Annotated in this window: 24 protein-coding genes; 5 read left to right on the top strand and 19 right to left on the bottom strand. The window is 31.7% G+C overall.

All coding sequences use genetic code 11. The features are described from left to right. Positions 1–234 precede the first annotated feature (234 nt). Positions 235–1,122 carry a DUF2156 domain-containing protein gene (locus ACZ5N4_RS03235; RefSeq protein ID WP_464207124.1) on the top strand — a complete coding sequence of 296 codons (888 nt, stop codon included), beginning with the start codon at positions 235–237 and terminating at the stop codon, positions 1,120–1,122. A 188-nt stretch (positions 1,123–1,310) separates the two neighbouring features. Here the strand turns inward: ACZ5N4_RS03235 and ACZ5N4_RS03230 are convergent, their stop codons facing one another. The 3 genes from ACZ5N4_RS03230 to ACZ5N4_RS03220 all read right to left on the bottom strand — a co-directional run bounded on the left by ACZ5N4_RS03230 (position 1,311) and on the right by ACZ5N4_RS03220 (position 5,394). Beyond that, positions 1,311–2,165: a methyl-accepting chemotaxis protein gene (locus ACZ5N4_RS03230; RefSeq protein WP_464207122.1), complete on the bottom strand. Its 855-nt coding sequence runs from the start codon at positions 2,163–2,165 to the stop codon at positions 1,311–1,313. A gap of 170 nt (positions 2,166–2,335) precedes the next feature. After that, on the bottom strand, positions 2,336–3,730 hold the full coding sequence (locus ACZ5N4_RS03225) for a GntP family permease (protein ID WP_464207120.1): 1,395 nt from the start codon (positions 3,728–3,730) through the stop codon (positions 2,336–2,338). A gap of 110 nt (positions 3,731–3,840) precedes the next feature. Then, positions 3,841–5,394 carry an acyl CoA:acetate/3-ketoacid CoA transferase gene (locus ACZ5N4_RS03220; RefSeq protein WP_464207118.1) on the bottom strand — a complete coding sequence of 518 codons (1,554 nt, stop codon included), beginning with the start codon at positions 5,392–5,394 and terminating at the stop codon, positions 3,841–3,843. Between the two features lie 242 nt (positions 5,395–5,636). On the opposite strand from ACZ5N4_RS03220, the gene ACZ5N4_RS03215 reads away from it, so the two are divergent. Next, positions 5,637–5,807 carry an IS3 family transposase gene (locus tag ACZ5N4_RS03215; RefSeq protein ID WP_464210812.1) on the top strand — a complete coding sequence of 57 codons (171 nt, stop codon included), beginning with the start codon at positions 5,637–5,639 and terminating at the stop codon, positions 5,805–5,807. A gap of 78 nt (positions 5,808–5,885) precedes the next feature. On the opposite strand, the gene ACZ5N4_RS03210 is transcribed toward ACZ5N4_RS03215, so the two are convergent. From ACZ5N4_RS03210 to ACZ5N4_RS03135, 16 genes are all read right to left on the bottom strand, one after another. Beyond that, the gene (locus ACZ5N4_RS03210; RefSeq protein ID WP_464207116.1) at positions 5,886–7,598 is read right to left on the bottom strand and encodes a sigma 54-interacting transcriptional regulator; all 1,713 of its coding nucleotides are present in this window, start codon (positions 7,596–7,598) and stop codon (positions 5,886–5,888) included. Positions 7,599–7,886: 288 nt separating this feature from the next. Continuing rightward, complete coding sequence (locus ACZ5N4_RS03205) at positions 7,887–8,888, bottom strand: electron transfer flavoprotein subunit alpha/FixB family protein (protein ID WP_464207114.1); 1,002 nt, start codon at positions 8,886–8,888, stop codon at positions 7,887–7,889. Positions 8,889–8,957: 69 nt separating this feature from the next. After that, a complete protein-coding gene (locus ACZ5N4_RS03200) occupies positions 8,958–9,737 on the bottom strand; it encodes an electron transfer flavoprotein subunit beta (protein ID WP_464207112.1) in 780 nt (259 codons plus the stop codon). 24 nt (positions 9,738–9,761) lie between these two features. After that, positions 9,762–10,901, bottom strand: coding sequence for an acyl-CoA dehydrogenase (locus ACZ5N4_RS03195; protein WP_464207110.1), 1,140 nt, complete (start codon positions 10,899–10,901; stop codon positions 9,762–9,764). A 195-nt stretch (positions 10,902–11,096) separates the two neighbouring features. Beyond that, the gene (locus ACZ5N4_RS03190; protein WP_464207108.1) at positions 11,097–11,525 is read right to left on the bottom strand and encodes a MaoC family dehydratase; all 429 of its coding nucleotides are present in this window, start codon (positions 11,523–11,525) and stop codon (positions 11,097–11,099) included. Between the two features lie 224 nt (positions 11,526–11,749). Next, positions 11,750–12,928 (bottom strand): acetyl-CoA C-acetyltransferase, encoded by a 1,179-nt coding sequence (locus ACZ5N4_RS03185; RefSeq protein WP_464207106.1) that lies wholly within the window; start codon positions 12,926–12,928, stop codon positions 11,750–11,752. Between the two features lie 50 nt (positions 12,929–12,978). Further along, the gene (locus tag ACZ5N4_RS03180) at positions 12,979–13,824 is read right to left on the bottom strand and encodes a 3-hydroxybutyryl-CoA dehydrogenase (protein WP_464207104.1); all 846 of its coding nucleotides are present in this window, start codon (positions 13,822–13,824) and stop codon (positions 12,979–12,981) included. Between the two features lie 38 nt (positions 13,825–13,862). Then, positions 13,863–14,681 carry a short-chain-enoyl-CoA hydratase gene (locus ACZ5N4_RS03175; protein ID WP_464207102.1) on the bottom strand — a complete coding sequence of 273 codons (819 nt, stop codon included), beginning with the start codon at positions 14,679–14,681 and terminating at the stop codon, positions 13,863–13,865. A gap of 324 nt (positions 14,682–15,005) precedes the next feature. Then, entirely contained in the window at positions 15,006–15,122 is a 117-nt protein-coding gene (locus ACZ5N4_RS03170; RefSeq protein ID WP_464210811.1) for a DUF3888 domain-containing protein, read from the bottom strand. Between the two features lie 32 nt (positions 15,123–15,154). Continuing rightward, positions 15,155–15,946 carry a hypothetical protein gene (locus ACZ5N4_RS03165; RefSeq protein ID WP_464210810.1) on the bottom strand — a complete coding sequence of 264 codons (792 nt, stop codon included), beginning with the start codon at positions 15,944–15,946 and terminating at the stop codon, positions 15,155–15,157. Between the two features lie 313 nt (positions 15,947–16,259). Continuing rightward, entirely contained in the window at positions 16,260–16,895 is a 636-nt protein-coding gene (gene trmB / locus ACZ5N4_RS03160) for a tRNA (guanosine(46)-N7)-methyltransferase TrmB (protein WP_464207100.1), read from the bottom strand. A 37-nt stretch (positions 16,896–16,932) separates the two neighbouring features. Further along, on the bottom strand, positions 16,933–17,583 hold the full coding sequence (locus ACZ5N4_RS03155; protein ID WP_464210808.1) for a site-2 protease family protein: 651 nt from the start codon (positions 17,581–17,583) through the stop codon (positions 16,933–16,935). 213 nt (positions 17,584–17,796) lie between these two features. Continuing rightward, on the bottom strand, positions 17,797–18,822 hold the full coding sequence (locus tag ACZ5N4_RS03150; protein ID WP_464207098.1) for an NHL repeat-containing protein: 1,026 nt from the start codon (positions 18,820–18,822) through the stop codon (positions 17,797–17,799). 42 nt (positions 18,823–18,864) lie between these two features. Further along, the gene (locus ACZ5N4_RS03145) at positions 18,865–19,863 is read right to left on the bottom strand and encodes a phosphodiester glycosidase family protein (RefSeq protein ID WP_464207096.1); all 999 of its coding nucleotides are present in this window, start codon (positions 19,861–19,863) and stop codon (positions 18,865–18,867) included. A 221-nt stretch (positions 19,864–20,084) separates the two neighbouring features. Next, positions 20,085–21,461, bottom strand: a complete 1,377-nt coding sequence (locus ACZ5N4_RS03140) for a PhoH family protein (protein WP_464207094.1) — start codon at positions 21,459–21,461, stop codon at positions 20,085–20,087. 208 nt (positions 21,462–21,669) lie between these two features. Beyond that, positions 21,670–22,602 (bottom strand): metal ABC transporter substrate-binding protein, encoded by a 933-nt coding sequence (locus ACZ5N4_RS03135; RefSeq protein WP_464207092.1) that lies wholly within the window; start codon positions 22,600–22,602, stop codon positions 21,670–21,672. Between the two features lie 214 nt (positions 22,603–22,816). Between ACZ5N4_RS03135 and ACZ5N4_RS03130 the strand changes: the two genes are divergently transcribed. The 3 genes from ACZ5N4_RS03130 (at position 22,817) to ACZ5N4_RS03120 (ending at position 24,720) form a co-directional block, all read left to right on the top strand. Continuing rightward, positions 22,817–23,470, top strand: a complete 654-nt coding sequence (locus ACZ5N4_RS03130) for a metal ABC transporter ATP-binding protein (protein ID WP_464207090.1) — start codon at positions 22,817–22,819, stop codon at positions 23,468–23,470. Positions 23,471–23,670: 200 nt separating this feature from the next. After that, on the top strand, positions 23,671–24,462 hold the full coding sequence (locus tag ACZ5N4_RS03125) for a metal ABC transporter permease (protein ID WP_464207088.1): 792 nt from the start codon (positions 23,671–23,673) through the stop codon (positions 24,460–24,462). A 114-nt stretch (positions 24,463–24,576) separates the two neighbouring features. Further along, positions 24,577–24,720, top strand: a complete 144-nt coding sequence (locus tag ACZ5N4_RS03120) for a hypothetical protein (RefSeq protein ID WP_464207087.1) — start codon at positions 24,577–24,579, stop codon at positions 24,718–24,720. Positions 24,721–24,729: the final 9 nt, after the last annotated feature.

The following is a 24,729-nucleotide window of genomic DNA, read 5'->3' as shown; positions in this document are numbered from 1 at the left end:
TCATACTATAATAACCATAATTTAACACAAGGTTAACTGTACTTAACATATGTAAATTTATTTTTACTTGGAATGCTAAATAATATATAAAATATATAATATATTAAATAGAAAAACTGAATCTATCTAAGTTTCACTTTATTAAATAACAGTTTTATAATATAATACTTATATAAAATTAGGTAATATTTAGTATCACTTAGTATTTGTTTTCAAAGAAAGGAAGTATTTAATATGCTACATTTTAAACCACTTACAATTGAAGATAAAAAAATTTTTGATAAATATTTAGAACCGTATATATATGAGACTTGTGAGTATTCATTTACTAATCTTTTTATTTGGAGAAAAGCATGTGACATACAATACACCATTCATAAAGATGTCTTGATTATAAAGAAAACAGATTTTAATGGAAGCTATCATTTTATGCAGCCTATAGGATATAAAAAGGAAAACTTGAAGTATATAATAGATTTTTTAGTTGAAAATAAAAGTAAGTTTGAACTTGAGTATCTTTTTAAAGATGCTGAGGAGTGCTTTATTAATGACCTTAATGATATATATGGTGAGAATACTTTTACTATATTAGAAGACAGAGATAACTTTGATTATATATATGAGAGCAGCAAACTTATAAGCTTGTCAGGGAAAAAACTCCATAAGAAAAAAAATAATTATAATCATTTTATTAAAAATTATAGTTATGAAACATCTCCTATAACAGCAGAGTTAATACAACCTTGTATAAAAGCTGCTCGAGAGTGGTGTCATAAGCATATTTGCAAAGGGTATTTGCTATATGAATTAAGGGCTATAGAAGAACTTTTAAAAAATAATTCCATATTAAATTTTGAAGGTATGGTCGTATTTATTGATAACAAAGTTTCCGCTTTTACCATAGGAGAAAAAGTTAACAAAGACATGGCAATAATTCATATAGAAAAGGCAGATTCGGACATTAGGGGATTATATAATTTTATAAACAAAGCATTTGTTGATGCTTATTTTAGTGATGTTCCTTTTATAAATAGAGAGCAGGATCTTGGGATTGAAGGTCTAAGAAGTGCAAAAGAATCCTATATCCCAATAAAACTAGCAAAAAAATTTATTGTTCAATAATATTTATTGAAATAAGGCGTGAAAACTGCATTTTGTATATAATTAAACTTATTTAAATCATTAAATTAATTATATATTAGTTTTAAAATAATAGTCTGTGTACTTCCTTGAATTTATATTAAGAAGCATATTCTGATAGGAGTTTACACAGGCTATTTTTCTTACTGTAAATGTTGTAATTTACTAAGCTAATTAGTCAAGTTGTTTGCAATCTCCATAATCTTCTTTATACTTTCATCTAAGCTATTCATTGAAGCTGTAATTTCTTCTGTAGCTGCTGCTTGATTTTGTGAAAGTGTATCAAGCTCTCCTATTTTTTTTATTACTATATTAACTATATAAGATATTGATAAAAGTTTTTTAGATATTTCCTGAACGTTTCCACTAGTATCTTGAGCCAATTTACGAACTTCATTGGCGACTACAGCAAAGCCACGTCCAGCATCTCCAGCTCTAGCTGCTTCTATAGCTGCATTTAATGCTAATAATCTAGTTTGATCAGCTATTCCTTTAATTAATGCAATTACATCACTTATAGCATTTAATTCATTTTGAGCTTGAACTGAATTTATAGAAAGCTGATCCATTGCTGTAGCTATATTACTGGCGTTCATTGCAATTCCTTCAGAAGCTTCTTTAGTTTGGTCAGATGTTTCACTAAGCTGTGATGAAGTTTCTCTTAATATTTCCTGCTTAACTATAGGAGATGTAATTGTTATTCCTCCTATAATTACATTTCCGTTTTTTATTGGAATTCCCATTCCTATGTAAGGAACTCCAAAAGGAGAATTTTCCTTACTAATTTGAAGGAAAACACGTTTTTTAGTTCTTAAGACTTCATAAATAATAGTTTTTGATTTGATTAAATCTCCTACTGTAATTCCAAGTTTCATTTCCTTTGCTTCGTGATATGCTATTACTTTTTCCATGTCGTATATAGCTACAGTGCTATTACCATCAAAAAGCTCATATATATATTTTGCACTATCTATTGCAGTACCATATATACATTTTTCACTATTTTCATTAAATTCGTTACTCATTAATTATTCACCTCAATAAAAAATTTTAACTGCATATACCGATAAGTAAAATGCAGTTAAAAGTATATATTCGAAAGGATTTATAACTTACAAAGTTTAAATGACTGTTTCCTTTTTTGAACATCGAACCTATCTTCGCTAAGTAATCGTCCCTATTTCTTCTGCTTCTTTTATACGAAATGGAAGATACTTTGTAATAAGATAAGTAGGAAACATGTTCCTGTCTTTATTATAGTAATAGCAAAGATATCTCTGTATGATTGTTTGTGAGTTAAACCTGTGATACCTAGAAGTGTAATAACTGCTCCATTATGAGGTAATGTATCCATACCACCTGATGCCATTGCAGCAACACGGTGAAGTAATTCAGGACTCATACCAATTCTATTAGCCCAATCTAAGTACTGTTTTCCAAACATATCAAGTACTATACTCATACCACCAGATGCTGAACCAGTTACACCAGCAAGAACGTTTACACTTACTGCTTCTGATAGTAATGGGCTGCCATTAGGATTTATATTTATTAAATGATTAGCAATAACTTTAAATCCTGGAAGGGATTTTATAACGTTACCAAAACCAACTTCAGATGCAGTATTTAAAACTGCTAATAATGAACCTATTGCTCCAGCGTTGATAGCAGTTGCTAAATTTCCTTTAATACTTTTTGGGTTTATAATAAAGGAAAGTATTATACCTACAACAAGCGCAATTATAAGTGCCCAGTTATTCATAGTTCCTACAACACCTGTTTTAGCTACATTGTAAGGTGCTAAGGTTACCCATGATGTAATATCCCAATGAGGGAAAACCATTTTTTGTAAGATTAAAGTTATAACAAGCACTGAAACCAATGGTAAAGCTGATAATAAAGGATTAGGTAAGTTCGTATCTTCAACAATTACTGGTTCATTTTTATGATTTTGTCCATAACCCTCACCAGCTGCTTGTGCTTTACGTTTACGCCATTCTAAGTAAGCTACTCCAGTTGTAAAAACAATTATAGTTCCAAGTATACCAAAAACTGGTGCAGCATAAAGGTCTGTATTGAAAAATTTCATTGGTATTGAGTTCTGAATCTGTGGTGTTCCTGGTATAGCATCCATTGTGAAAGTGAAAGCTCCCATTCCAATAGTTGCAGGTATAAGTCTCTTTGGTATATCTGCTTCTTTAAATATAGCAGCTGCAAAAGGATACACTGCGAAAGCAACAACGAAAAGACTAACTCCACCATAAGTAAGAATAGCTGCTGATAAAATTACGGCAACCATTGCTCTTTCTTTTCCTAACTTTCCTATAATAGCCTTTGCAATAGATTTGGCAGCACCAGATTGCTCCATAGCTTTACCAAATATTGCTCCCAATAAGAAGAACGGGAAGTATACTTTTACATAGTTTGCTAAGTTAGGCAAGAATATTTCCGTATAAGTTGGCATAAGAGCCATTCCAGATAAAAGTGCCGCTAATAGTGCGAAAATAGGGGCAAATACTATAACTGAAAATCCCCTATAGGCTAAGAAAATTAATAATCCTAGAGCTAAAATAATTCCTATAACGCCCATTAATAAAACCTCCATTTAATTTATACTTTGTATATATTTTTTATGAAACTCCTTCTCCTTCGTCGAATGAGTAAGCGATCATCACAAAATCATAGATTTTGGATGCCTGCTTATCTAATTTTTATCCCCATTAACTCTTCCTTAAAGATTCTTTCGTCCATACCTTTTAAATTAGAAGATATTATTGGTTTAAATTCCATGTGATTTAGTACGTCTTTCTCTAAATCGATTCCTGGAGCAAGCTCTTCTAAAACTAATCCATCTTTAGACAATCTAAATACTGCTCTTTCAGTGATATAAAGGACAGATTGTCCAATATCCGCTGCATATTCTCCGCTAAATGTAATCTGTTCAACAGCATTGATGAACTTATTCGCCTTTCCTTCTTTCTCTATTACTAATTCACCATCTGCAACACTTATCTTTAATCCACCTGCCGTGAAGGTACCACAATATACAACTTTTTTAGCATTTTGAGTTATATTAATAAAACCACCGCAGCCTGCAATTTTAGGTCCAAACTTACTAACGTTTACATTTCCAACCTTATCACATTGTGCTAATCCTAAAAAGGCTACATCAAGGCCGCCTCCATCATAAAAATCAAATTGACTAGCTTGATCTAATATAGATTGTGGATTTGTAGATGCTCCAAAACTTAGGCCGCCTGCAGGTACACCACCGATTCCGCCTGCCTCTACAGTTAAAGTCATTTCATCTCCTATCCCCTCTTCATTAGCTACTATTGCTACTCCTTCTGGTACGCCAATTCCTAAGTTTGTAACTGAATTAGGTATAAGCTCCATAGCTGCTCTTCTAGCTATTATTTTTCTTTCATTAAGCGGTAATGGATCTAATGAATCTACAGGAACTTTAACTTCTCCAACATAGCATGGATTATAACTCTCGCCAAAAGTCTGCATATGGTTTTCTGGTGTTCCAACAACTATTGCATCTACATATATTCCTGGTATTTTTACTTTTCTTGGATCTAGCGTTCCCTTCGCTACAATCTTTTCAACTTGTAAAATAACTAATCCACCTGAGTTTTTAGCTGCTTGTGCCATTGCTGTTGCATCAAGTGTTGCAGCTTCTTTTTCTAAGGTTGCATTTCCATCTTCATCTGCATATGTGGCCCTTAAAAGTACAACATTGATAGGAAAAGCTTTGTACAATAAATACTCTTTATCTTCAATTTTAACTACCTTTACTATCTCCTCAGTAGTGATCTCATTTAGCTTGCCACCCTCAATTCTAGGATCAACAAAGGTTTTCAAACCAACGTGAGTTAATGTTCCTGGTTTTCCAGCGGCAATATCTCTAAACATATGTGATATAGTACCTTGTGGCAAGTTATATGCTTTTATCTTGTTTTCTAAAGCTAATTTTTGAAGCTTTGGTGCTAATCCCCAATGGCCTCCTATTACTTTACCTAATAACCCTTCATGTCCAAGATGATTTAATCCTCTCTCCTTACTGTCACCTTGACCTGCTGCATAAACTAATGTTAAATTTTTAGGAGTTTGTGCTTTTAAAAATTGCCTTTCTATTTCCATAGTAATTTCTTCTGGATGTCCACATCCAATGAAACCACCTACAGCAACAGTATCACCATTTTTTATTAGGGCAACTGCTTGTTCTTTTGATATAACTTTAGATTTCATTTTTCTCCCTCCATGTTATAGTTATGTAGTACTATTTTATATAGCAACTATCATGCCAAAACTTCTATAAACTATAGAATTATTTGTAAGTTAACAAAACTCTTAAATATCAATGTTTTTAGAATATTTATTATTCAATTAATTTAACACAAAAAATAAATAAATAATTAATGTATATTTTATGTACATTAATTATTTATTATTTCTTTATATCCTTTATTTTGCAAGTTTTATAAACGACTATTTTATTTACATGTATTTTTTTTATACATCATTTTCAACATGTTTTAAAATTTATTTCTAAAATTATTTATCCGAAGTACATGATTTACTATAATAATTACAGATATCAATGGGGACTAAAAAAGATGATTCCTGTTCAGTACAGAAATCATCTTCTTAATTCAGCATAGTCTTTTTTTATTGTCCTAGACAAAGGGTACATTTTATTCTGACATGTAGGTTTAAAATACTCAAGCAATAAATATATTTTAGGTTAAACTCTCTAATTTATATTCTTCTATTTTCTTGTATAATCCAGCTCTGCTTATACCTAATATTTTAGCTGCTTTATTCTTATTCCAATTAGTTTCCTTAAGGCACTCGAGAATAACTTCTTTTTCCACCTCTTCGACAATAACTTTCAGATGTTTACTTTTATTACTATAACGTTTGAATTTGTTTTTTGTCAGTCTTTCAGATAGATGTTCTAATTTAATAACTATATCTGAGTCTAATAAATTTATCGCTCTTTCGATAACGTTTTCAAGCTCTCTGATGTTTCCAGGCCAATCATAGTTAACTAGACAATCTAATGCCTCCTTAGATATTCCCTCTACATATACTCCTAATCTACTTGCAACCTTAATTCTAAGTGCATTAACTAATTTAGGTATATCCTCTTTTCTTTCTCTTAAAGGAGGTATTGAAATTTTCATTACATTAAGTCTATAATATAAATCCTCTCTAAATTTTCCTTCTTTAATGCTGTTTTCAAGATCTTTATTAGTAGCAGCTATTATTCTGACATTGATTGACTTTAGCGTATTACCACCAACTCTTTCAATCTCTTTTTCTTGAATGACTCTTAAGAGCTTTACCTGCATATTCATAGGCATATCACCTATTTCGTCTAAAAATATAGTTCCGCCGTCGGCTAATTCGAATTTACCCTTTTTGCCACCTTTTTTTGCCCCCGTGAAAGCCCCTTCTTCATAACCAAATAGCTCTGCTTCTAATAGTTCCGAGGGTATCGCTGCACAATTTATCTTTACAAATGGTGCTAAATACCTTTTACTTGCATTATGAATAGAATGAGCAAATAGTTCTTTCCCTGTTCCACTTTCTCCAATTATTAAAACATTTGAATTAGTATTCGCAACCTTTTTTACTAAAGATTTTACTCCCTTTGTTTTAGGTGAATCTCCTACTATATTTTCAATTGAATACTTAGCTTTTCTTTCTTTATCAAGTTCATTCTTATAAAACTCAACTTCTTTTTCTAAATTATTTAATTTTTTACTAAGAGAATGAAAATCACTAATATCTTTAAATACTACCTTTCCTATGGCACCAATAACTTTATCATCTTTTTTTAGTGGAACACGCATAGCAATCATTTTATTCCCTTTTATCTCCTGAACGTCCCCTATTTCTGCTACACCTGATTCTATAACTTTACTCATCCTTGTGTTTTCTATTACTTCATCTACTAGCTTTCCTTCAGGATTAGCACACCCCACAAACTCTTTATAAGCCTTACTCATCATAGTAATAATACCTTTTTCATCTGTTACTACTATCCATTCGTTAAAGGTGTTTATTATAGTGTCTAAAATATCAATATATGATTTATCTGCATTCAACTCTTCCTGCATTTTTTTATGATTAGTAATATCATAAAAAATAGCTATAGCTCCTTTTGCTTTTCCTTCCGACATTATAACAATTCTATTTGTTATAAATTCTCTTCCATTGGTTATAAAGTTCTGATTAATTTCATTTTCACAATTTTTCAATACTCTGGGTAGATTTGTTTCAGGTATGATTTTCTCGATATGTAACCCTAATCCACTTTCAGCATTAACTCCCAACAACTTTTCCGCCATTTTATTAATAACAAATATAATTCCTGTATTATCAACTCCTATCACAGCCTCATTTATATTTTCTACAATAGACTGAAAGCATTCCTTGAAAAACATAAACCATCCCCCTCTTAAGCCGTATTTCATAGATTTAATCATAGCTATATCGTTTAGTTTTTGACTCTTAGTATTGTTATAATAAATATTATAATAAACCATCTAATCAAGCAAAATACATACTAGTATTATATCATTAAATAAAAACTGAGACTATGCTTTTGACACAGTCCCAGTTTATTACTACCTAAATTTGAAGTTGTTCCTAGGCATGATTTGAAATTAGTTAAAAAAGTAATCTTGTAACTTTATAATTTATTCTACAAAGAGATTTTATAACTTTTTAAATTAATTCATTTCTTTAATTTGAGCTACAAGTTCAGGAATAACCTTCTTATAATCTCCAACTAATGCAAGGTCAGCTACTTTCATTATAGAAGCATCTGCATCTTTATTTATAGCTATAATGTAATCACTATCCTGCATTCCAGCTAAATGCTGTATTGCCCCTGATATACCACAAGCTATATAAAGATTTGGTCTAACTGTCTTACCTGTTTGTCCAACTTGATATGCTTTATCTAACCATCCGTTGTCTATAGCTGCTCTTGATCCAGCTACTATTCCACCTAAAGCGTCAGCAAGGTCTTTTAGTACCTCAAAACCTTCTTTATTTCCTATTCCTCTTCCACCTGCAACTATTATCTTAGCTTCTCCAATATCCATGCAGCCCTTGCAAGCTTTAACTATTTCTAACATTTCAGTTCTTACGTCTGCTTCAGTTAAGTTTGCAGCTACCTTTTGGATTTCTCCAATTCTTTCAGTATCTTTAGCTAACTTTTCAAATACCCCAGGTCTTACTGTAGACATCTGTGGTCTGTGGTCTCCACAAACTATTGTAGCCATTAAGTTCCCACCAAAGGCTGGTCTTGTCATAAGTAAGTTTTTGTTTTCTGGATCTATATCAAGAGATGTACAATCGGCTGTTAGTCCTGTAGCAAGTCTTGCTGCTACTCTTGGTCCTAAATCCCTTCCTATGAATGTAGCCCCAACTAGTATTGCTTCTGGTTTTATATCCTTTGCTAAGTCACATATAACCTTTGTATATCCATCTGTTGTAAAGTGTTTTAAAAGTGGATTATCTACATATATTACTTTATCTGCTCCATATGCTACTAATTCTTTTGCTATATCATCTATATGACTTCCAAGTAAAAGAGCTGTTAACTCTACGCCTAACTTGTCTGCTAGTTCTCTGCCTTTTCCTAATAATTCTAAAGATACCTTTTGAAGTTTTCCGTCTCTTTGCTCAGCAAATACCCATACACCTTTATAATCTGCTATATTCATCTTAAACTCCTCCTGTAATTTTTAAATGAGTAAGCGATCATCACAAAATCAGAGATTTTGGATGCCTGCTTAGATGTAGTGTTTTTCTTTTAATTTTGAAACTGCATATGCTGCTACTTCTTTTGCTGGTAGATTTACTAATTCTCCTTGTCCCTTTGCTTCCTTTGTTGAAGATTTCTTAACCTTTGTTGGTGATCCAGCTAATCCAAGAAGAGATTTGTCTACATCTATATCAGCTGCACTCCATACTTTTATTTCTTTCTTGTATGTTTCAAAGATATTTGCCATATGCATATATCTTGGTTCATTTAATTCTTTTATAGCTGTCAAAAGAACTGGAGTCTTAACCTTTATTACTTCGTACCCATCTTCCCATGCTCTTTGTACTTTTAAGGAATCTCCCTCAACTTCTACTTTTTCTACATAAGTGATTTGCGGGATGTTTAAATGCTCAGCTATTTCTGGCCCAACCTGTGCTGTATCTCCATCTATAGCCTGTCTTCCTGCAAATACTATGTCGTAGTCTAACTTTCTTAATGCTCCTGCTAATGCATTTGATGTAGCCAATGTATCTGCTCCTGCAAAGGCTCTGTCTGATATAAGAATTGCTTCATCTGCTCCCATAGCTATTGCTTCTCTTAAAGCAGCTTCTGCTTGTGGTGGTCCCATACTTATTATAGTAACTTTTGCCCCTACCTTTTCTTTTAATACAAGTGCTTCTTCTAAAGCATTTTTGTCATCTGGATTTATTATTGATGGAACTCCTTCTCTTATAAGAGTTCCTGTCTTTGGATCTATTTTAACTTCTGTTGTATCTGGAACTTGTTTTAAACAAACTACTATATTCATTAATGTTGTCCTCCTTGTCTATTCTTATCTAAATATACTTCCTGAGATAACCATCTTCTGAACCTGTGAAGTTCCTTCATATATTTCAGTTATCTTAGCATCTCTCATCATTCTTTCAACTGGATATTCCTTTGTATATCCGTATCCACCAAACAGCTGAACAGCCTTAGTTGTTACTTCCATAGCAATATCTGCTGCAAATAACTTAGCTCTTGCTGCATCTACAGAGTAAGGAAGTCCAGCATCTTTCTTGCATGCTGCTTTGTATACTAAGTGTCTTGCTGCTTCGATTTTTGTATCCAATTCAGCTACTATCCAAGATAGTCCTTGGAATTTATCTAAAGATCTGCCGAATTGTTTTCTCTCTTTCATATAAGCTATCGCTTCATTGAAAGCACCTTCAGCTATTCCTAGTGCTTGAGCTGCTATACCAATTCTTCCTCCATCAAGAGTACCCATAGCAACACCAAAGCCTTTTCCTTCTTTGCTTAGTAAGTTTTCCTTTGGTACTATACAGTCTTCAAATATAAGCTCAGTAGTTGAAGATGCTCTAATTCCCATCTTGTCTTCTAGCTTACCTGTTGAGAAACCTTTGAATCCTTTTTCAACTATAAATGCTGAAATTCCTTTTGTTCCTTTGCTTCTGTCTGTCATAGCAAATACTATGAAGATATCTGCTGCTCCACCATTTGTTATAAATATTTTTTGTCCATTAATTATATAGTTATCTCCATCAAGAACCGCTGTAGTTTGTTGCCCTGCAGCATCTGTTCCTGCATTTGGTTCTGTTAATCCAAAGGCTCCCAACTTTTCTCCCTTTGCAAGATGTATTAAGTACTTTTGTTTATGCTCTTCAGTGCCATATTTATCAATTACTGAAGCACATAGTGAAGTGTGAGCTGAAAGAATAACTCCAGTAGTACCACAAACCTTTGATAACTCCTCAACTGCTAATATATATGAAAGAGTATCTCCACCGGCTCCGCCATATTCTTTAGAAAATGGAATACCCATCATTCCGTACTTAGCCATTTTTTCTACTGTCTCCATTGGAAACCTTTCTGTTTCATCAATTTCTGCTGCTAATGGCTTAACTTCATTTTCAGCAAATTCTCTTACCATTTGTTGTACTAATTGTTGTTCCTTTGACAATGTAAAATCCATAATTGGTCCTCCTCTTGATTTTTAGATAGATATTTGATTGTTTGTTAATAATCAAACAATTCTTATATATTAATTTTGCTTTATTTTATATTTTACCTATATCAGATTGATTTTAGCTATGTCTATTTGGAAGGGTTCAATCTTATATAGGTAAAATATAATTAACTGATCTATTTAAATTTTATTTAAGAATAGCTATTCAGAAACTTTTTTAGGAGGCATAACTAATGCTTCTCCATCTACAACAACTTTTCCATTTTGATTAGTACAAACCGTTCTTAGTTTAACTCTATTTTTCTCTACATTCATTTCTATAACTTCTACTTCTGCTTTAATTGTATCTCCAATATAAACTGGTGCAGTAAACTTAAGCTGTTGTCCCATATAAATTGTTCCTGGTCCAGGAAGATGCATACCAAGACAAGCTGAAATAAGACCAGAAACTAATATTCCATGTGCAATTCTACTCTTAAACATTGTTTTTTCTGATGCAGCTTGATTTACGTGTGCTGGATTTAAATCTCCAGTAATTCCAGCAAATAAGTATACATCTGTTTCAGATATAGTCTTTTCAATAGAAATCTTATCTCCAACTTTTATTTGATCGATTGTTAAACCTTGCATGATTTTACCTCCTATTTTTTAATACATAGTAGAAGAAAGATAAAGTATACCTTTGTTTAATTATTAAGGATAGTTTGTATATTTTAGAATAACAACTAGTCAAATCATATACTTGTCCAACTTCTACTATGCCTTATATATTTTGTTAAGAGCTTAAGGTCCACAGCCAAAATGGTCCACAGCCTTAGACACTCCTTACATTCTAACTTTATAGTAATTATTAATTATCTTTCTATAATAGCTGCTGCTCCTTGTCCTCCACCTATACATAAGGTTGCAAGACCTTTTTTAGCATCTCTCTTAATCATTTCATAAATTAGTGTGACTAAAATTCTAGCACCAGAAGCTCCGATTGGGTGTCCAAGAGCTATAGCCCCACCGTTTACATTTACAATATCCATGTTAAATTCTAGATCCTTTGCTACAGCTAAACTTTGTGCAGCAAAAGCTTCATTTGCTTCTATTAAATCTAAGTCTTTTACAGTTAACTTTGCTCTTTCTAAAGCTTCTCTAGTTGATGGAACAGGTCCATATCCCATAATTGAAGGGTCTAATCCCTTTGAACCAAAGGATACAATTTTCGCCAATGGTTTTATACCTAGTTCAGCTGCTTTTTCAGCACTCATTATAACCAATGCCGCAGCTCCATCGTTTATCCCTGATGCGTTACCTGCAGTAACAGTTCCAGCCTTTTTAAAGGCAGGTTTTAATTTTGATAAACTTTCAATTGTAACTCCTGCTTTAGGATATTCATCTGTGTCAAATACCTTTGGTTCTCCTTTTCTTTGCGGTATAATTACTGGAACTATTTCATCTTTAAATTTGCCTTCTTTGATTGCATTTTCAGCTTTTAATTGAGAATTTAAAGCAAATGTGTCCTGCATTTCTCTAGTTATATTCCATTGTTCTGCTATGTTTTCCGCTGTGATTCCCATATGATATCCATTAAAAGCATCTGTAAGTCCGTCAAATACCATGTCATCTACTAGCTTTCCATCGCCCATTCTTTGTCCCCATCTTGCATCTTTTAAAATATATGGTGCTCTAGACATACTCTCCATTCCACCAGCAACTATAATATCGTTATATCCAGATAAAATCATTTGAAAAGCTAAACTAACTGATCTTAAGCCGGATCCACACAACTTATTTAAAGTAAAGGATGGCACATCAACTGGAATGCCAGCTTTTACAGCAGATTGCCTTGCTGGATTTTGACCATTTCCAGCTTGTAATACATTTCCCATAATAACTTCATCTACTAATTCAGGTTTTACACCTGCTCTATTTAAGGCTTCCTTAATCACTATAGCTCCTAAATCAACTACTGACACATCCTTTAAGCTTCCGCCAAAAGAACCTACAGCTGTTCTAACCGCACTTGCTATAACTACTTCTCTCATGTTCTAACCCTCCAATTAATTCCTTATATATTCTTGTGGAACTTTATCAATTATTTGTTATAATCGAAGAATCCTTTTCCTGACTTTTTTCCTAAATATCCAGCCCTTGACATCTTTCTTAGTAATGGATGTGGTCTATATTTTGAGTCTCCAAATTCCGCATATAGTACTTCCATAATAGCCAAACATACATCAATTCCTATTAAGTCAGCCAATGCTAATGGTCCCATAGGATGGTTAGCTCCTAGCTTCATAGCTAAATCAATGTCTTCAGCGCTTGCAACATTATCTGCTAAAATTCCTACCGCTTCATTTATCATAGGTACAAGGATTCTGTTTACTACAAAGCCTGGCGCCTCTTCAACCTCTACAGGATCTTTTCCAAGTTTCTTAGAAACCTCAACTATAGTATTTTTAGTTTCTTCTGAAGTAGCAATTCCTTTTATAACTTCTACTAATTTCATAACTGGAACAGGATTAAAAAAATGCATACCTATAACCTTATCTGGTCTCTTAGTTGCACTTGCTACATCAGTTATAGATAATGATGATGTATTTGTAGCAAGTATAGCTTCTGGCTTACATAATTCATCTAACTCTGCAAATATCTTTTTCTTAATTGACATATTTTCAACTGCTGCTTCCACAACTAAATCTGCATCTTTAGCTAAACTCATATCTGTTGTAGGTGTTATTCTGCTAACTATATTTTTCTTTTCTTCTGCAGTAATTTTTCCTTTTTGAACACTTTTTTCAAGATTTTTAGAAATTATGTCAAATCCTCTTTGAACAAAACTCTCTTCAATATCTCTCATTACTACTTCATATCCAGTTTGTGCAAAAGCCTGCACAATTCCTGAGCCCATTGTTCCTGCTCCTAAAACAAATATTTTCATTCCAATTCCTCCTAAAAACACACCGTATTTTAATAATTTTACTTATTTATAAAATTTGCTTTTCTTTTTTCCAAAAATGCTTCCATACCCTCTTTTTGATCCTTAGTTGAGAAACATAACCCAAATAGATCTTTTTCTATTAGCATTCCTGTTTCTATATCACTTTCCGCACCTCTATTTATAGCAGTTTTTGAATATCTTATTGCGGCCTGTGCTTTAGAAGCAATCTTTTCAGCTAAAGTTAAAGCTTCAACCATTAACTCATCGTGAGGTACAATTTTATTTACTAATCCTAGTTTTTCCGCTTCAACTGCATTGATCATATCGCCAGTAAAAATTATCTCCTTTGCCTTAGCTACTCCAACTAAACGTGATAGTCTTTGAGTTCCTGCAAAACCTGGGATGATTCCTAATCCAACTTCTGGTTGTCCAAACTTTGCTTTCTCTGAAGCTATTCTTATATCACAGCTCATAGCTAATTCACATCCACCACCTAATGCAAAGCCATTTATAGCTGCTATAATTGGCTTTTCCATAAGTTCCATTTTTCTAAATACGCCTAACCCTAATTCCGCAAATTTTCTAGCCTGCTCCGGAGTTTTATCCTTCATTTCTGATATATCTGCTCCAGCAATAAAAGCTTTACCATATCCAGTTACTATTAGGACATAGATTTCTTCATCATTTTCTATTTCATCTAATACTTGATTAAATTCTTTTAAAACATCACTATTTAATGCATTTAATACCGATGGCCTGTTAAAGCTTAATGTAGCAATATGATTTTGTTTATCTAGAACAACGTTTTCATATTTCAAAGTAATCCCCCCTTCATTAATGTATTTAGCAAAAACCATGCCATATTATTTATCTGTGTTAACCCCCTCAAAATACGTGGTCTTACTAAATTTCTTATAAATTAACTTCTTTGACTTTATGTATATTATTTATACATATTTTTTGTTAATACTAGCTTTTCCCGCAATAATTGAATGCTTGAAAATTGTCTATAAACTATACATGTCAATAAGTTTTACATCTTGCATTCACAAGGATTTGTAGTATAGCTCAAAGCAAAAAAAGTAATTTCTTTAATGAAAAGAGGTAACGAAAAAATCTCAATAAAAAATCCACATCTCTGGCTCAATTTATTCCAGAAATGTGGATTATTTTCCTATTATTTATTCTGTTACATTTTCATGTTTAAATTCTTCTACTTTTATCTCACCATTATTTTTGGTTATAGTTAAAGTATCTATTCCATATGGAGGATTATGTGGTCCTACAAATGTTAGAATTATTATATACGGACTCTATCCTTATTCCTAACTTATCTAATAAAAATCAAACTTATAAAAAATGTTATTGTGGAAAGCATTACAGCTATCATTAGAACTCCCGTTATTAAAATGTTATACCTTATTAAATCAATAGCTAATATATACTTTGATAAATTTAAAGTATTCACCATAAATAATATTAGAAATATAATCCATAATCCTCTGAAAGCTCCCTTTATATCGGCAGAACTTAAAGATATATGAGAGGATATACATATAGATATAAATAAGAATACATAAAAGTATGGATTTTCAAAGTTCTTCAAGGAGAATATAACTTTTACCAACCCAGAATAAGAATTAATTATTCCTTCAATTGTACTTTTGCTTAACACTGTAACATGTAAGCTTTTAATTAATATATTGATAAACCCGTTATAAGCCTGTGGTATTATATATCTCATTAAAGCTATTATAGAAAAAATTCCTCCAAATATAGGTGCTATGCCTATAAAAAAGTTTCCTATCTGCTGATAAACACTACCTTGGTTATAGCTGTGTTGTACGTATCCCATTACCCCATTTTCATCCGGTTTTTGAAGTAATTTTATCTTAGTAATTTTATGTCCAAACAGCAAAGCAACGATGGCGTGACTCAATTCGTGAATTGGAACACCAATAAACCCTGTTATCATTAATGCCTTACTTCCAAAACGTCTCTGAAAATTTCTTATAGAATTATTTCGTAATACTCCAAGAAGCAATCCGACTAAAACAATCATTCCTATAAGATATACTGTTTCTATACAAGTTCTGATTAACAATTCGATTATAAATGTCATCATATGTTTTTATCCTCCGTCAATTGTAATGTACTTAGAAGCAAAAAATCATTTATCTATTTCTAATTAATGTTTTACATTTTATCATTGTAATAAGAATAAATCTATATCAAACCTAATAAAATAAATTTTCTAAAAAATATAAATAAAATTTATAATCTTTTTTCTCAATCTTTAAAGCTTAAGCACAGGAAACAATAAAAAAATCCCCCATTTTTGATTTAGTTTTAAATCAAAAGAGGAGATTCTTCATAAATTATATATTTCATTTTTTTGTCAGGACTTTTTTAAGTGTCAGAACTATTTTTTCGGACTACAATAACTTTGCTATTAAAAACATAGTTTTCATTCCAAGTGAAGTAAACTTTTCCTCGTATTCAGTAACTACATTTTGCGTAAAATCACTTTTGTGTAAATCGTATGTTAAATACTCTATAGAAAATCCACTTTCTTTGAAATATTCCTGTGAATCCTCAAATAGTTCTGTATCGTCTGTTTTAAACCATATCTCACTGTTAGGCTTTAAAAATTTCTTATACTCTGTTAAGAACTTTGAATGAGTAAGCCTTCTTTTGTTATGTCTCTCCTTCGGCCAAGGATTGCAAAAGTTAATATATATCCTGCTTATTTCATCCTTCTCAAAGACTTCAGAAATTCCAGCTATATTCATAGGAATAAGCCTTGCATTTTGCAATTCAGTATCCTCTAATTTTTTCAATGCATATATTAAAACTTCATCTTTAAGGTCTACACCTATAAAGTTTATATTAGAATTTTGTTGTGCTCTGGTAGTTATAAATCTTCCTCTTCCACAACCTAGTTCCAAGTATATATCATTATTATTTTTAAACTCTTCCTGCCACTTTCCTTTAAGTTCTTTTGGCTCTATTATTACTAAAGGGCTTGCTTCCATTTCCGGTCTTGCCCACCATTTTTTTCTAAGTCTCATATGAAACCTCCTTCTTTTGTAGAAAAATTCATGTGTCTTATATCAAGGTACTAGCAATTCTTAAAAATGTACTATATAAGTAATGCGACGGAATTCCAACAATATAAGTTGAAATTGGAGTTGCTATAAAAAGTATTAGTATAATCATCTGATATTTATATATGGAATCTGATATCTTATAGTAAGTCGATGGAAACAAATCTCTCAGCACATGAAATCCATCTAATCCAGGAAGTGGTATTAGATTAAAGACAAAAAGCATGCAATTTATACTTATTATTGCAGAAAGCATACTACCAACAATTCCATATAATAAAGGTATACCTTTCATACCAAAAAAACCGAATTTCGATAGAAGCGCTGCTAATATAGCACCTATAAATGCTACGATTAAATTAGCAATTGGTCCAGCTATGGAAACTTTTAAATCATCCTTATATCTATTTTTAAAAGCACTAGGATTGGTTTCTACAGGCCTTGCCCACCCAAAACCTACAATTAATATCATTAAAAACCCCATTAAATCTATATGAACAAATGGATTTAAGGTAAGTCTTCCTTGAAACTTTGGAGTCTTATCCCCAAGTCTGTCAGCTACAAATGCGTGTGCATATTCATGAAATGCAAAACCTATAAGTATGGCTGGTATTATAAGTATTTTCTCAAGTAACCAGTTATTCAAAATCAAATCACCCTTTCTTACATTATTACTACATTTAAACAAAATTACTTTCATTATAACAAAAGTATTGACATTACTCAATAAAGTGAAACTTACTTCAGTTTGCGTTTTAAACACCAACTAAGTTTATTTACAGTAATCTAAACAAACAAATTAAAATTTACAAGGGATGCTAGAACAGAATTCTATCCTAACATCCCCTAACAATTACAAATATCTTTAGTTAAATAGAGTTTTCACCATTTTTCCGTCACTTACTGATATTATTCCATCAGTATACATTTGAATAAATCTTCCTTGATAAATATACTCTTTTCCTGAAGCAACTTCTCTGACAACTCCCTTAAGGTTATCATTTATATAAATCTTTCCTTGAGAACTCACGAATATCGCATCTTTATCTACTGCAGTGCCTAAATCAATAGTTTGCAGAGAGTTTCTTCCTTCTTTTACACTGCCATAATAAATTTTGCTAATCTTATCATCTTGAGTTTCACCAATATATACTCTGTCCTCATCATCTACAGCTATTAGTGAGGGATTGTTTACTCCATTTATATCAAGAGGTTCATCTTGTCCTGTTGTATATATTCTATGATGAGTAAGATCCTCATATATAAGCTTATCTTCATGAGGAACTACTTTTATCTTTCCTATCATATAAGCCATTGTATCTACTTTTTTCATTTCTTTCATTATATTAATCCAATATATACTACTTCTCTTACCACCGTTTGCTACTTTAACATATATAATATTTGTTAAAGGTGAAGCTTGAATATCCTCTACCTCTGCATTTTTATCTGCCCAATCTAGTTCCTTAATATCTTCCTTAACATCTTTATCTACATCATAGTATGCTAATTTGAAACTGGAGCCTTTTTTGCCTGTTTCTTTTTCTGCTATAAGCATTCTATTTCTATCTGGAAGCCATTTGTAAAATGAAACCTGTACCCCATCCTCGAAATCTACTTTCTTTTCTTCTCCAGTTTTTGTATTTATTACTTTTAAAACATCTCCGTCATAGTAAGCTAAATATCTTGCATTAAAGGATGCATTAACATGAGTTGCATTATCAGGTACCTTCACCTCTGCATCTTGCTTTTTGACTTCGCTTTTTACAACTTTTTTAGTCTTGATAGATGTGTTTGTGGCTAATAAATACTTTTCTGCGTAGAAAAGTCCTGCAAACTGTATGGTTAAAGATATAAGAATCCATAAAAAAATCCTTTTAAAAATCTTCATTCCTTACTCTCCTTCTAATAATTATCTTACTTACTTCCACAATTATTTAACAAAAATGGCCGATGGAACTGATCTTTCTCCTAAAGGATCGCAAGGATTATTTATTACATCACCTTCATAATACATTGTTGAAGATGATCCTCCATCTAAGTTTGTTGCATTAACAGCACCATATTGAAGCATTATATTTTCAACATCTTTTAGCGTAGCTCCTACACTCGTAGTTTGTCTTCCATCAATAACTAATAAAAGTATAGCTCCATCTTTTCTTTGTCCAATAGCTGTTCTAGGAGCTATTCCCCAGCCTCCGTCACCGGATTTTATAGTACCTCTACCATTTACTACTAATGCAGGTCCAAAAGAAATGGCTTCTGTAGCACCAAGTTCATTAAGTTCTTTTAAGCTATGCGGCCCAACTAAAAGCGCTCCACTTTTAGTAATAGCCACTACATCTCTTTCTTCATCTTCCTTTAAATCATTGTAAAGTATTTTCCCATTACTCATAAGTATTCCAACAGGCTTTCCACCAGTTCCTGTCCATTTACTATCTCCAGATGAGCTATCTGTAAAGCCTCCACCATTAACTGCAGCTACTGCCCCGTTATCCCTAGCTATCTGACTTGTTAATTCTCCTTCAACACCTAATTTTTTGCTATAACCTACTTTAACTCTAGTAGGATCATGTACAATTAACATATATCCTTTAAACTTTCTTCCATCACTAATATCTTCTCTTTCAATATTACTATCATGAGTATTTTTAAAATTTATAGGTGCATTATCTTGCTGAATAGTTTCAACAACATTTTCTCCTAAAATTTTATTTATTTCTTCCTCTGATAAAAATAATTTAGCTATATATTGATGGCTAAGTGTTGTCATAGCAGCACCTACTATTGTCTTCTTTACGTTTTCAAATGGCCCATGAAATACTATTAGAGGCGCAGTAATACCTGTAAATATCATCTCAAAAATCAAAAAACCTAAGATCAATTTCCAAATTGACTTTTTCTTAGTTCCTTCGGTTTTTCTCTTATTCATTCGTTAAACCTACCCTTTCTAAATTTAATACCTTACAACATTGTACAATAAATGATATATTTTTTAAATAGAAATAGTTATAAATATAGCAAAAACTTTGTTATTTAAAAATTAAACATCCAAAAAGACATAATTCTGGTTAAAACCTTCTTAATGCTTTTTGGATGTTTAATTTCTCATATATTTTTAATTGTTTTATAAATTTAGCAATATTACTATACTTAAAGCCTTTTTGAAGCTTCATAAGCTAATGGAGACCTTTCACATTCGTCATATTTTAAAGTTACTTGATAACACAGAGCACTTCCTTTCATTTTTTCTGATGCATAACACAGTCCATTTGATCTAGAGTCTAAAAATGGATGATCTATCTGTTCTGGATCTCCTATCAAAATAAGTTTTGTACCGACTCCAACTCTAGTTATAATAGATTTTACCTGCTTTGGTGTAAGATTTTGTGCTTCATCTATAATAACCCAATTTTTAACTATAGACCTTCCTCTTAAATATGCAACTGCTTCTGTAGTTATAATTCTTCTATCAAACAACTCTTTTATTTTATCTGATAATTCTTTTTCATTTTTATATCTTTCCTTCTCATCTGAATCTACTAATATCTCTAGATTATCCAATACCGGTCTCATAAAAGGCGATATTTTTTCCTGTTCTGTTCCAGGCAAGAATCCTATATCCTCATCCATAGTAACATTGGGTCTGCAAACTAAAATCCTTCTAAATTGATCTTTTCCTTCTTCCATAATCTTATCTAACCCTACTGCAAGTGAAAAAAGCGTCTTAGCGGTACCAGCTGGGCCTTTTATTATTACTAATGGAGCTTTTTCTGCATCTGTGTATAATGCTTCTAGTATAAACCTTTGCCCTACATTTCTCGCATTAACTCCCAGAGGTATATTATCTTTATAATATAGCTGCACTATTTTATTTCCATCAAATCTTCCCAATGCTGTTTGTTTTGGGTTATGAAGGCAGTGTACTATAATAAATTGATTGTTGTCTAAATTAGGCTTCAAGTATTTATCAAGCTCAACTGAATAATATAACAGATCATCTATATTCATAAATTTTTTACGGTAAAATTCTGATATTTTCTCAGATGTTGCATAAACATCCATACGTCCCGTATATTGACTTTCATGATCTGGAACAACTTTTTCATGAAAGTCCTCTACATCTATATTAACTGTATCAGCTTTAATTCTTTCAAAGGTATCTTTTGTAATTAAGCAAACATTTTTCCCTTGCTCCTTTAGACCTTTGCATACCTGTATTATTCTGTTATCAGGCTTAGCTTTGTCCCAAGATGGTGGAATTTGTGTATCATAATGATTCATTTCAACCCTAAGCTTTCCACCACCAGGGAGTTCTACCCCCTTATTGAGATTGCCTTCTTTTCTAAGACTGTCTATCAACCTTGCCGCATGTCTCGCATTAGCTCCAAGGTCATTTTTGTCTTTCTTAAAACTGTCTAGCTCCTCAAACACAACCTCAGGTATGACTACATCATTATCTCCAAAGGTAAAAATTGCTCCTGGTGAGTACAGAATAACATTGGTATCTAAAACATAGGTCTTCTTCAAAATCATTCCTCCTTCCAGTCGGAAGACTGAGCAATTAAATCACTGGGATGCCTAGCCAGTTTCCTCTGCTAGGCATCCCGTTAAAGTCCATTTAGGGCTTTAACCTCCCCTCTTCCATTACTACTATTATATTCAGCTAATTTAATAAATGTATTAAAATTTATTAAATTAATATTTTATTATAAAAAAATAACAGGTATATAACCTGCTATTTCAGACTTTCATAAACCTTTTCTAAATTTTCTTTCATGCTTTGTAAATAATCTTTTCCATCCTCTTGACTTTCTGTAGTATATATTTTTTCGACTTTTGCGTTAACCTCTTTGGCTAAAGTTTCTGATACTTTTGAGCTAGCCATATCCTCCATAAATATAGTTTTAACATTATTCTTTTTACAGTAATCTATAAGCTCCTGCATTCTTTTTGGAGTTGGCTCTCCCTCAGCAAATACATTTTCTACGCTATTTTGATTTAAATTAAAGTCCCTACAGAAATATGCAAATGCCGCATGACCAGTTACAAAGTTTTTATTTTTAACTCCACTAAATTTCTGTTTATATTCATTTAACATAGCATCAAGCTTAGATGCAAACTCATTATAGTTTTTTTCATAGTAGTCTTTATTTGATGGATCAACTTTAATTAACGCTTCTTCTATGTTCTTTGACTCTATTTTAGCCATACTTAAACTTATCCATGTATGTGGGTCATATTGTCCATGCTCCTTTATGGAATCTTCATCTGTGTTTTTTATTGGATCGCAACCTTTAGATGCTTCGACTACCACCAAGTCCTTATTATTTACTGCATTTAAAGATTTTTCTACCCATCCTTCCATTCCAAATCCGTTGTATATAAATATTTGAGCCTTGCTTAAGTTTGCCAAATCTTTAGGCTTTGGTTCAAAATCATGAGGTTCCGTTCCATTAGGCACGATTACTTGAACATCAACCTTATCCTTTCCCACTGCTTTTGCAAACTGTGACAAAGCATTAAAACTTGTCATTACTTTAATTTTTTTATCATTACCTTCAAAAGTATTTTTATCTTTTGCAGAGGCATCTCCGCTCTTATTTCCACAGGCCGTTAAGCTAACCATCAAAAATAGTGTTATTACTAGCATCCCCATTTTTTTTATCATAATATATCAGCCTCCTGATTTTTATTATTTATATTAAATAATAAATAATTTTTAAGTGTTGTTGCAAATAATTTGCATCTGGATATATAATAATATTGTATGTTTTTTTTGTCAATGATATTTAATAGTATTATTGTTTATTGAATACATTATGTAATATAATAGTTATTATTTACATAATTTTGAAAAATATAAAACAGGAGGAAACTTATTTATGGTTGAAATTAAAAATTTAAATTTTTCATATACAGGAAATAAACCATATATACTTAATAATGTAAATTTAAATATACGGGATGGAAGTTATGTATCTATACTTGGCGAAAATGGTAGTGCAAAAACTACTCTTTTAAAGCTTGTATTAAATTTGCTCAATCCTTCCAGTGGAAATATAGATTTACATACTGATAAAATTGGATATGTACCTCAAAGAGTTGAAAGTTTTAACTCTCAATTTCCTATCACTGTTACTGAAATGTTAAGCTGCCATATGAAAATTTTAAGGCTAAAAAATCCAAGAACAATTCATAGAAGTTTAGACGCTGTAGGAATGGAAAGTTTTCAGCATACTTTAATAGGGAATATGTCTGGTGGACAGCAACAAAAAATATTCATTGCTCGAGCTTTAATGGGTAATCCCAAATTACTAATACTTGATGAACCATCTACTGGTATTGATATACAAAGTCAGAAAGAAATATATAGCATAATCAAACATTTGAATGTACATTTAGGTATAACAGTATTAGCTGTAGAACATAATCTTAAAGCTGCTTTAGATTGTTCCACACATATTTGCATTATGGACAGCGGTTCTGCAAGTTTATACACAATAGAAGAATATAAAAGAATTATAAGAGTTTCCTAGTTAATATAACAAATTATCAAAACAAAAATTATTTTGGAGGTTAAAGTCCTAAATGGACTTTAACGGATAATTTTGCTAGGTAAAAGTTCTAAATGAACTTTTATGGCTAACTTGTGAGCGAAAGCGAAAATCTTAAGTTACCCAGTGCCCGAAGGGAAACAAGCAAAATTAGCCAGTGTTCCGACTAAAAGGAGGAAAAAATGTTACAGTATGGTTTTATGCAGAATGCAATTATTGCAGGAGTATTTATATCTATTTTATGCCCTGCAGTAGGTGTTTTTCTTGTACTTAAGAGATATTCTATGATGGGGGATGCTTTATCACATGCTTCTTTTGCAGGAGTCGCTCTAGGGCTAATTCTTGGATATAATCCGATAATTTGTGCTTTTATATTTACCTCCATATGTGGTCTTTTAATTGAATTTTTAAGGGATTATTATAAAAAATACGCGGAACTAATACTTGTAATTGTAATGACCTTATCTATAGGTATAGCCATTACATTAATAAGTACTGGTAAAACTAATGCTAATGTTAACTCTTACTTATTTGGAAGTATATTAACAGTTTCAAAAAATGAGCTTTATACAGTTTTTGCACTGAGCATTATCTCAGTTATAGCTCTTTCATTGCTTTACAATCATCTTCTTTACATAACTTTTGATGAAAATGGGGCAAAAATTGCTGGAGTAAAAGTTAAACTTATAAATTATCTTTTTGCTCTACTTGTTGGTGCAACAGTCTCCGTATCTATAAGAATAATGGGTATCTTAGTCATATCATCTATGATAGCAATGCCTGTTGCTGCAGCTCTTCAATTGCACAAAGGATTTAAAACTACATTAATATTTTCTATAATTTTTGGATTCATAGATATTGTTGTTGGATTATTTCTGTCCTATTTTATTAATAGTGCTCCAGGAGGAACTATAGCTTTAACATCTGTGGCGCTACTTCTTGTAGTACTATTAAGCAAAAAGACTGTAAGTTAAATTTGAGATCTTAGAATACTTTTTACCCTCACAGCTAAGAATATTATATTAATAAACAACTAAAAATACATTTCAAAGATTGTTTATTTAAATATATTTATGTGAGGTATTTTTATGAGAAAAGATGTAAATACCACTAATATCAATAAAAAAACAGATAAAGTTGAGCCAGCGGTAATATTTTTTCATAAGGAAAATTTAACTCCAGCTGGCGTAATTATTCAGGAGGCAATTAAAGAGAGGCTTATGAATAAATAACAAAATGTT

It is taken from the genome of Clostridium nitrophenolicum (genome assembly GCF_055391695.1).
Note: the sequence above shows the minus strand (reverse complement) of the source record. Positions and strands in the feature narration are given on the sequence as shown.

Excerpts from the sequence above, each read along its gene's own strand:
- ACZ5N4_RS03175 (WP_464207102.1), bottom strand. The coding sequence starts at position 14,681 with ATGGTTTTTGCTAAATACATTAATGAAGGGGGGATTACTTTGAAATAT.
- ACZ5N4_RS03165 (WP_464210810.1), bottom strand. The coding sequence starts at position 15,946 with ATGACATTTATAATCGAATTGTTAATCAGAACTTGTATAGAAACAGTA.
- ACZ5N4_RS03120 (WP_464207087.1), top strand. The coding sequence starts at position 24,577 with ATGAGAAAAGATGTAAATACCACTAATATCAATAAAAAAACAGATAAA.
- ACZ5N4_RS03205 (WP_464207114.1), bottom strand. The coding sequence starts at position 8,888 with ATGAATATAGCAGATTATAAAGGTGTATGGGTATTTGCTGAGCAAAGA.
- ACZ5N4_RS03130 (WP_464207090.1), top strand. The coding sequence starts at position 22,817 with ATGGTTGAAATTAAAAATTTAAATTTTTCATATACAGGAAATAAACCA.
- ACZ5N4_RS03125 (WP_464207088.1), top strand. The coding sequence starts at position 23,671 with ATGTTACAGTATGGTTTTATGCAGAATGCAATTATTGCAGGAGTATTT.
- ACZ5N4_RS03135 (WP_464207092.1), bottom strand. The coding sequence starts at position 22,602 with ATGATAAAAAAAATGGGGATGCTAGTAATAACACTATTTTTGATGGTT.
- ACZ5N4_RS03235 (WP_464207124.1), top strand. The coding sequence starts at position 235 with ATGCTACATTTTAAACCACTTACAATTGAAGATAAAAAAATTTTTGAT.
- ACZ5N4_RS03190 (WP_464207108.1), bottom strand. The coding sequence starts at position 11,525 with ATGCAAGGTTTAACAATCGATCAAATAAAAGTTGGAGATAAGATTTCT.
- ACZ5N4_RS03185 (WP_464207106.1), bottom strand. The coding sequence starts at position 12,928 with ATGAGAGAAGTAGTTATAGCAAGTGCGGTTAGAACAGCTGTAGGTTCT.
- ACZ5N4_RS03230 (WP_464207122.1), bottom strand. The coding sequence starts at position 2,165 with ATGAGTAACGAATTTAATGAAAATAGTGAAAAATGTATATATGGTACT.
- ACZ5N4_RS03225 (WP_464207120.1), bottom strand. The coding sequence starts at position 3,730 with ATGGGCGTTATAGGAATTATTTTAGCTCTAGGATTATTAATTTTCTTA.
- ACZ5N4_RS03150 (WP_464207098.1), bottom strand. The coding sequence starts at position 18,822 with ATGAAGATTTTTAAAAGGATTTTTTTATGGATTCTTATATCTTTAACC.
- ACZ5N4_RS03210 (WP_464207116.1), bottom strand. The coding sequence starts at position 7,598 with ATGTTTTTCAAGGAATGCTTTCAGTCTATTGTAGAAAATATAAATGAG.
- ACZ5N4_RS03220 (WP_464207118.1), bottom strand. The coding sequence starts at position 5,394 with ATGAAATCTAAAGTTATATCAAAAGAACAAGCAGTTGCCCTAATAAAA.
- ACZ5N4_RS03200 (WP_464207112.1), bottom strand. The coding sequence starts at position 9,737 with ATGAATATAGTAGTTTGTTTAAAACAAGTTCCAGATACAACAGAAGTT.
- trmB (WP_464207100.1), bottom strand. The coding sequence starts at position 16,895 with ATGAGACTTAGAAAAAAATGGTGGGCAAGACCGGAAATGGAAGCAAGC.
- ACZ5N4_RS03195 (WP_464207110.1), bottom strand. The coding sequence starts at position 10,901 with ATGGATTTTACATTGTCAAAGGAACAACAATTAGTACAACAAATGGTA.
- ACZ5N4_RS03145 (WP_464207096.1), bottom strand. The coding sequence starts at position 19,863 with ATGAATAAGAGAAAAACCGAAGGAACTAAGAAAAAGTCAATTTGGAAA.
- ACZ5N4_RS03180 (WP_464207104.1), bottom strand. The coding sequence starts at position 13,824 with ATGAAAATATTTGTTTTAGGAGCAGGAACAATGGGCTCAGGAATTGTG.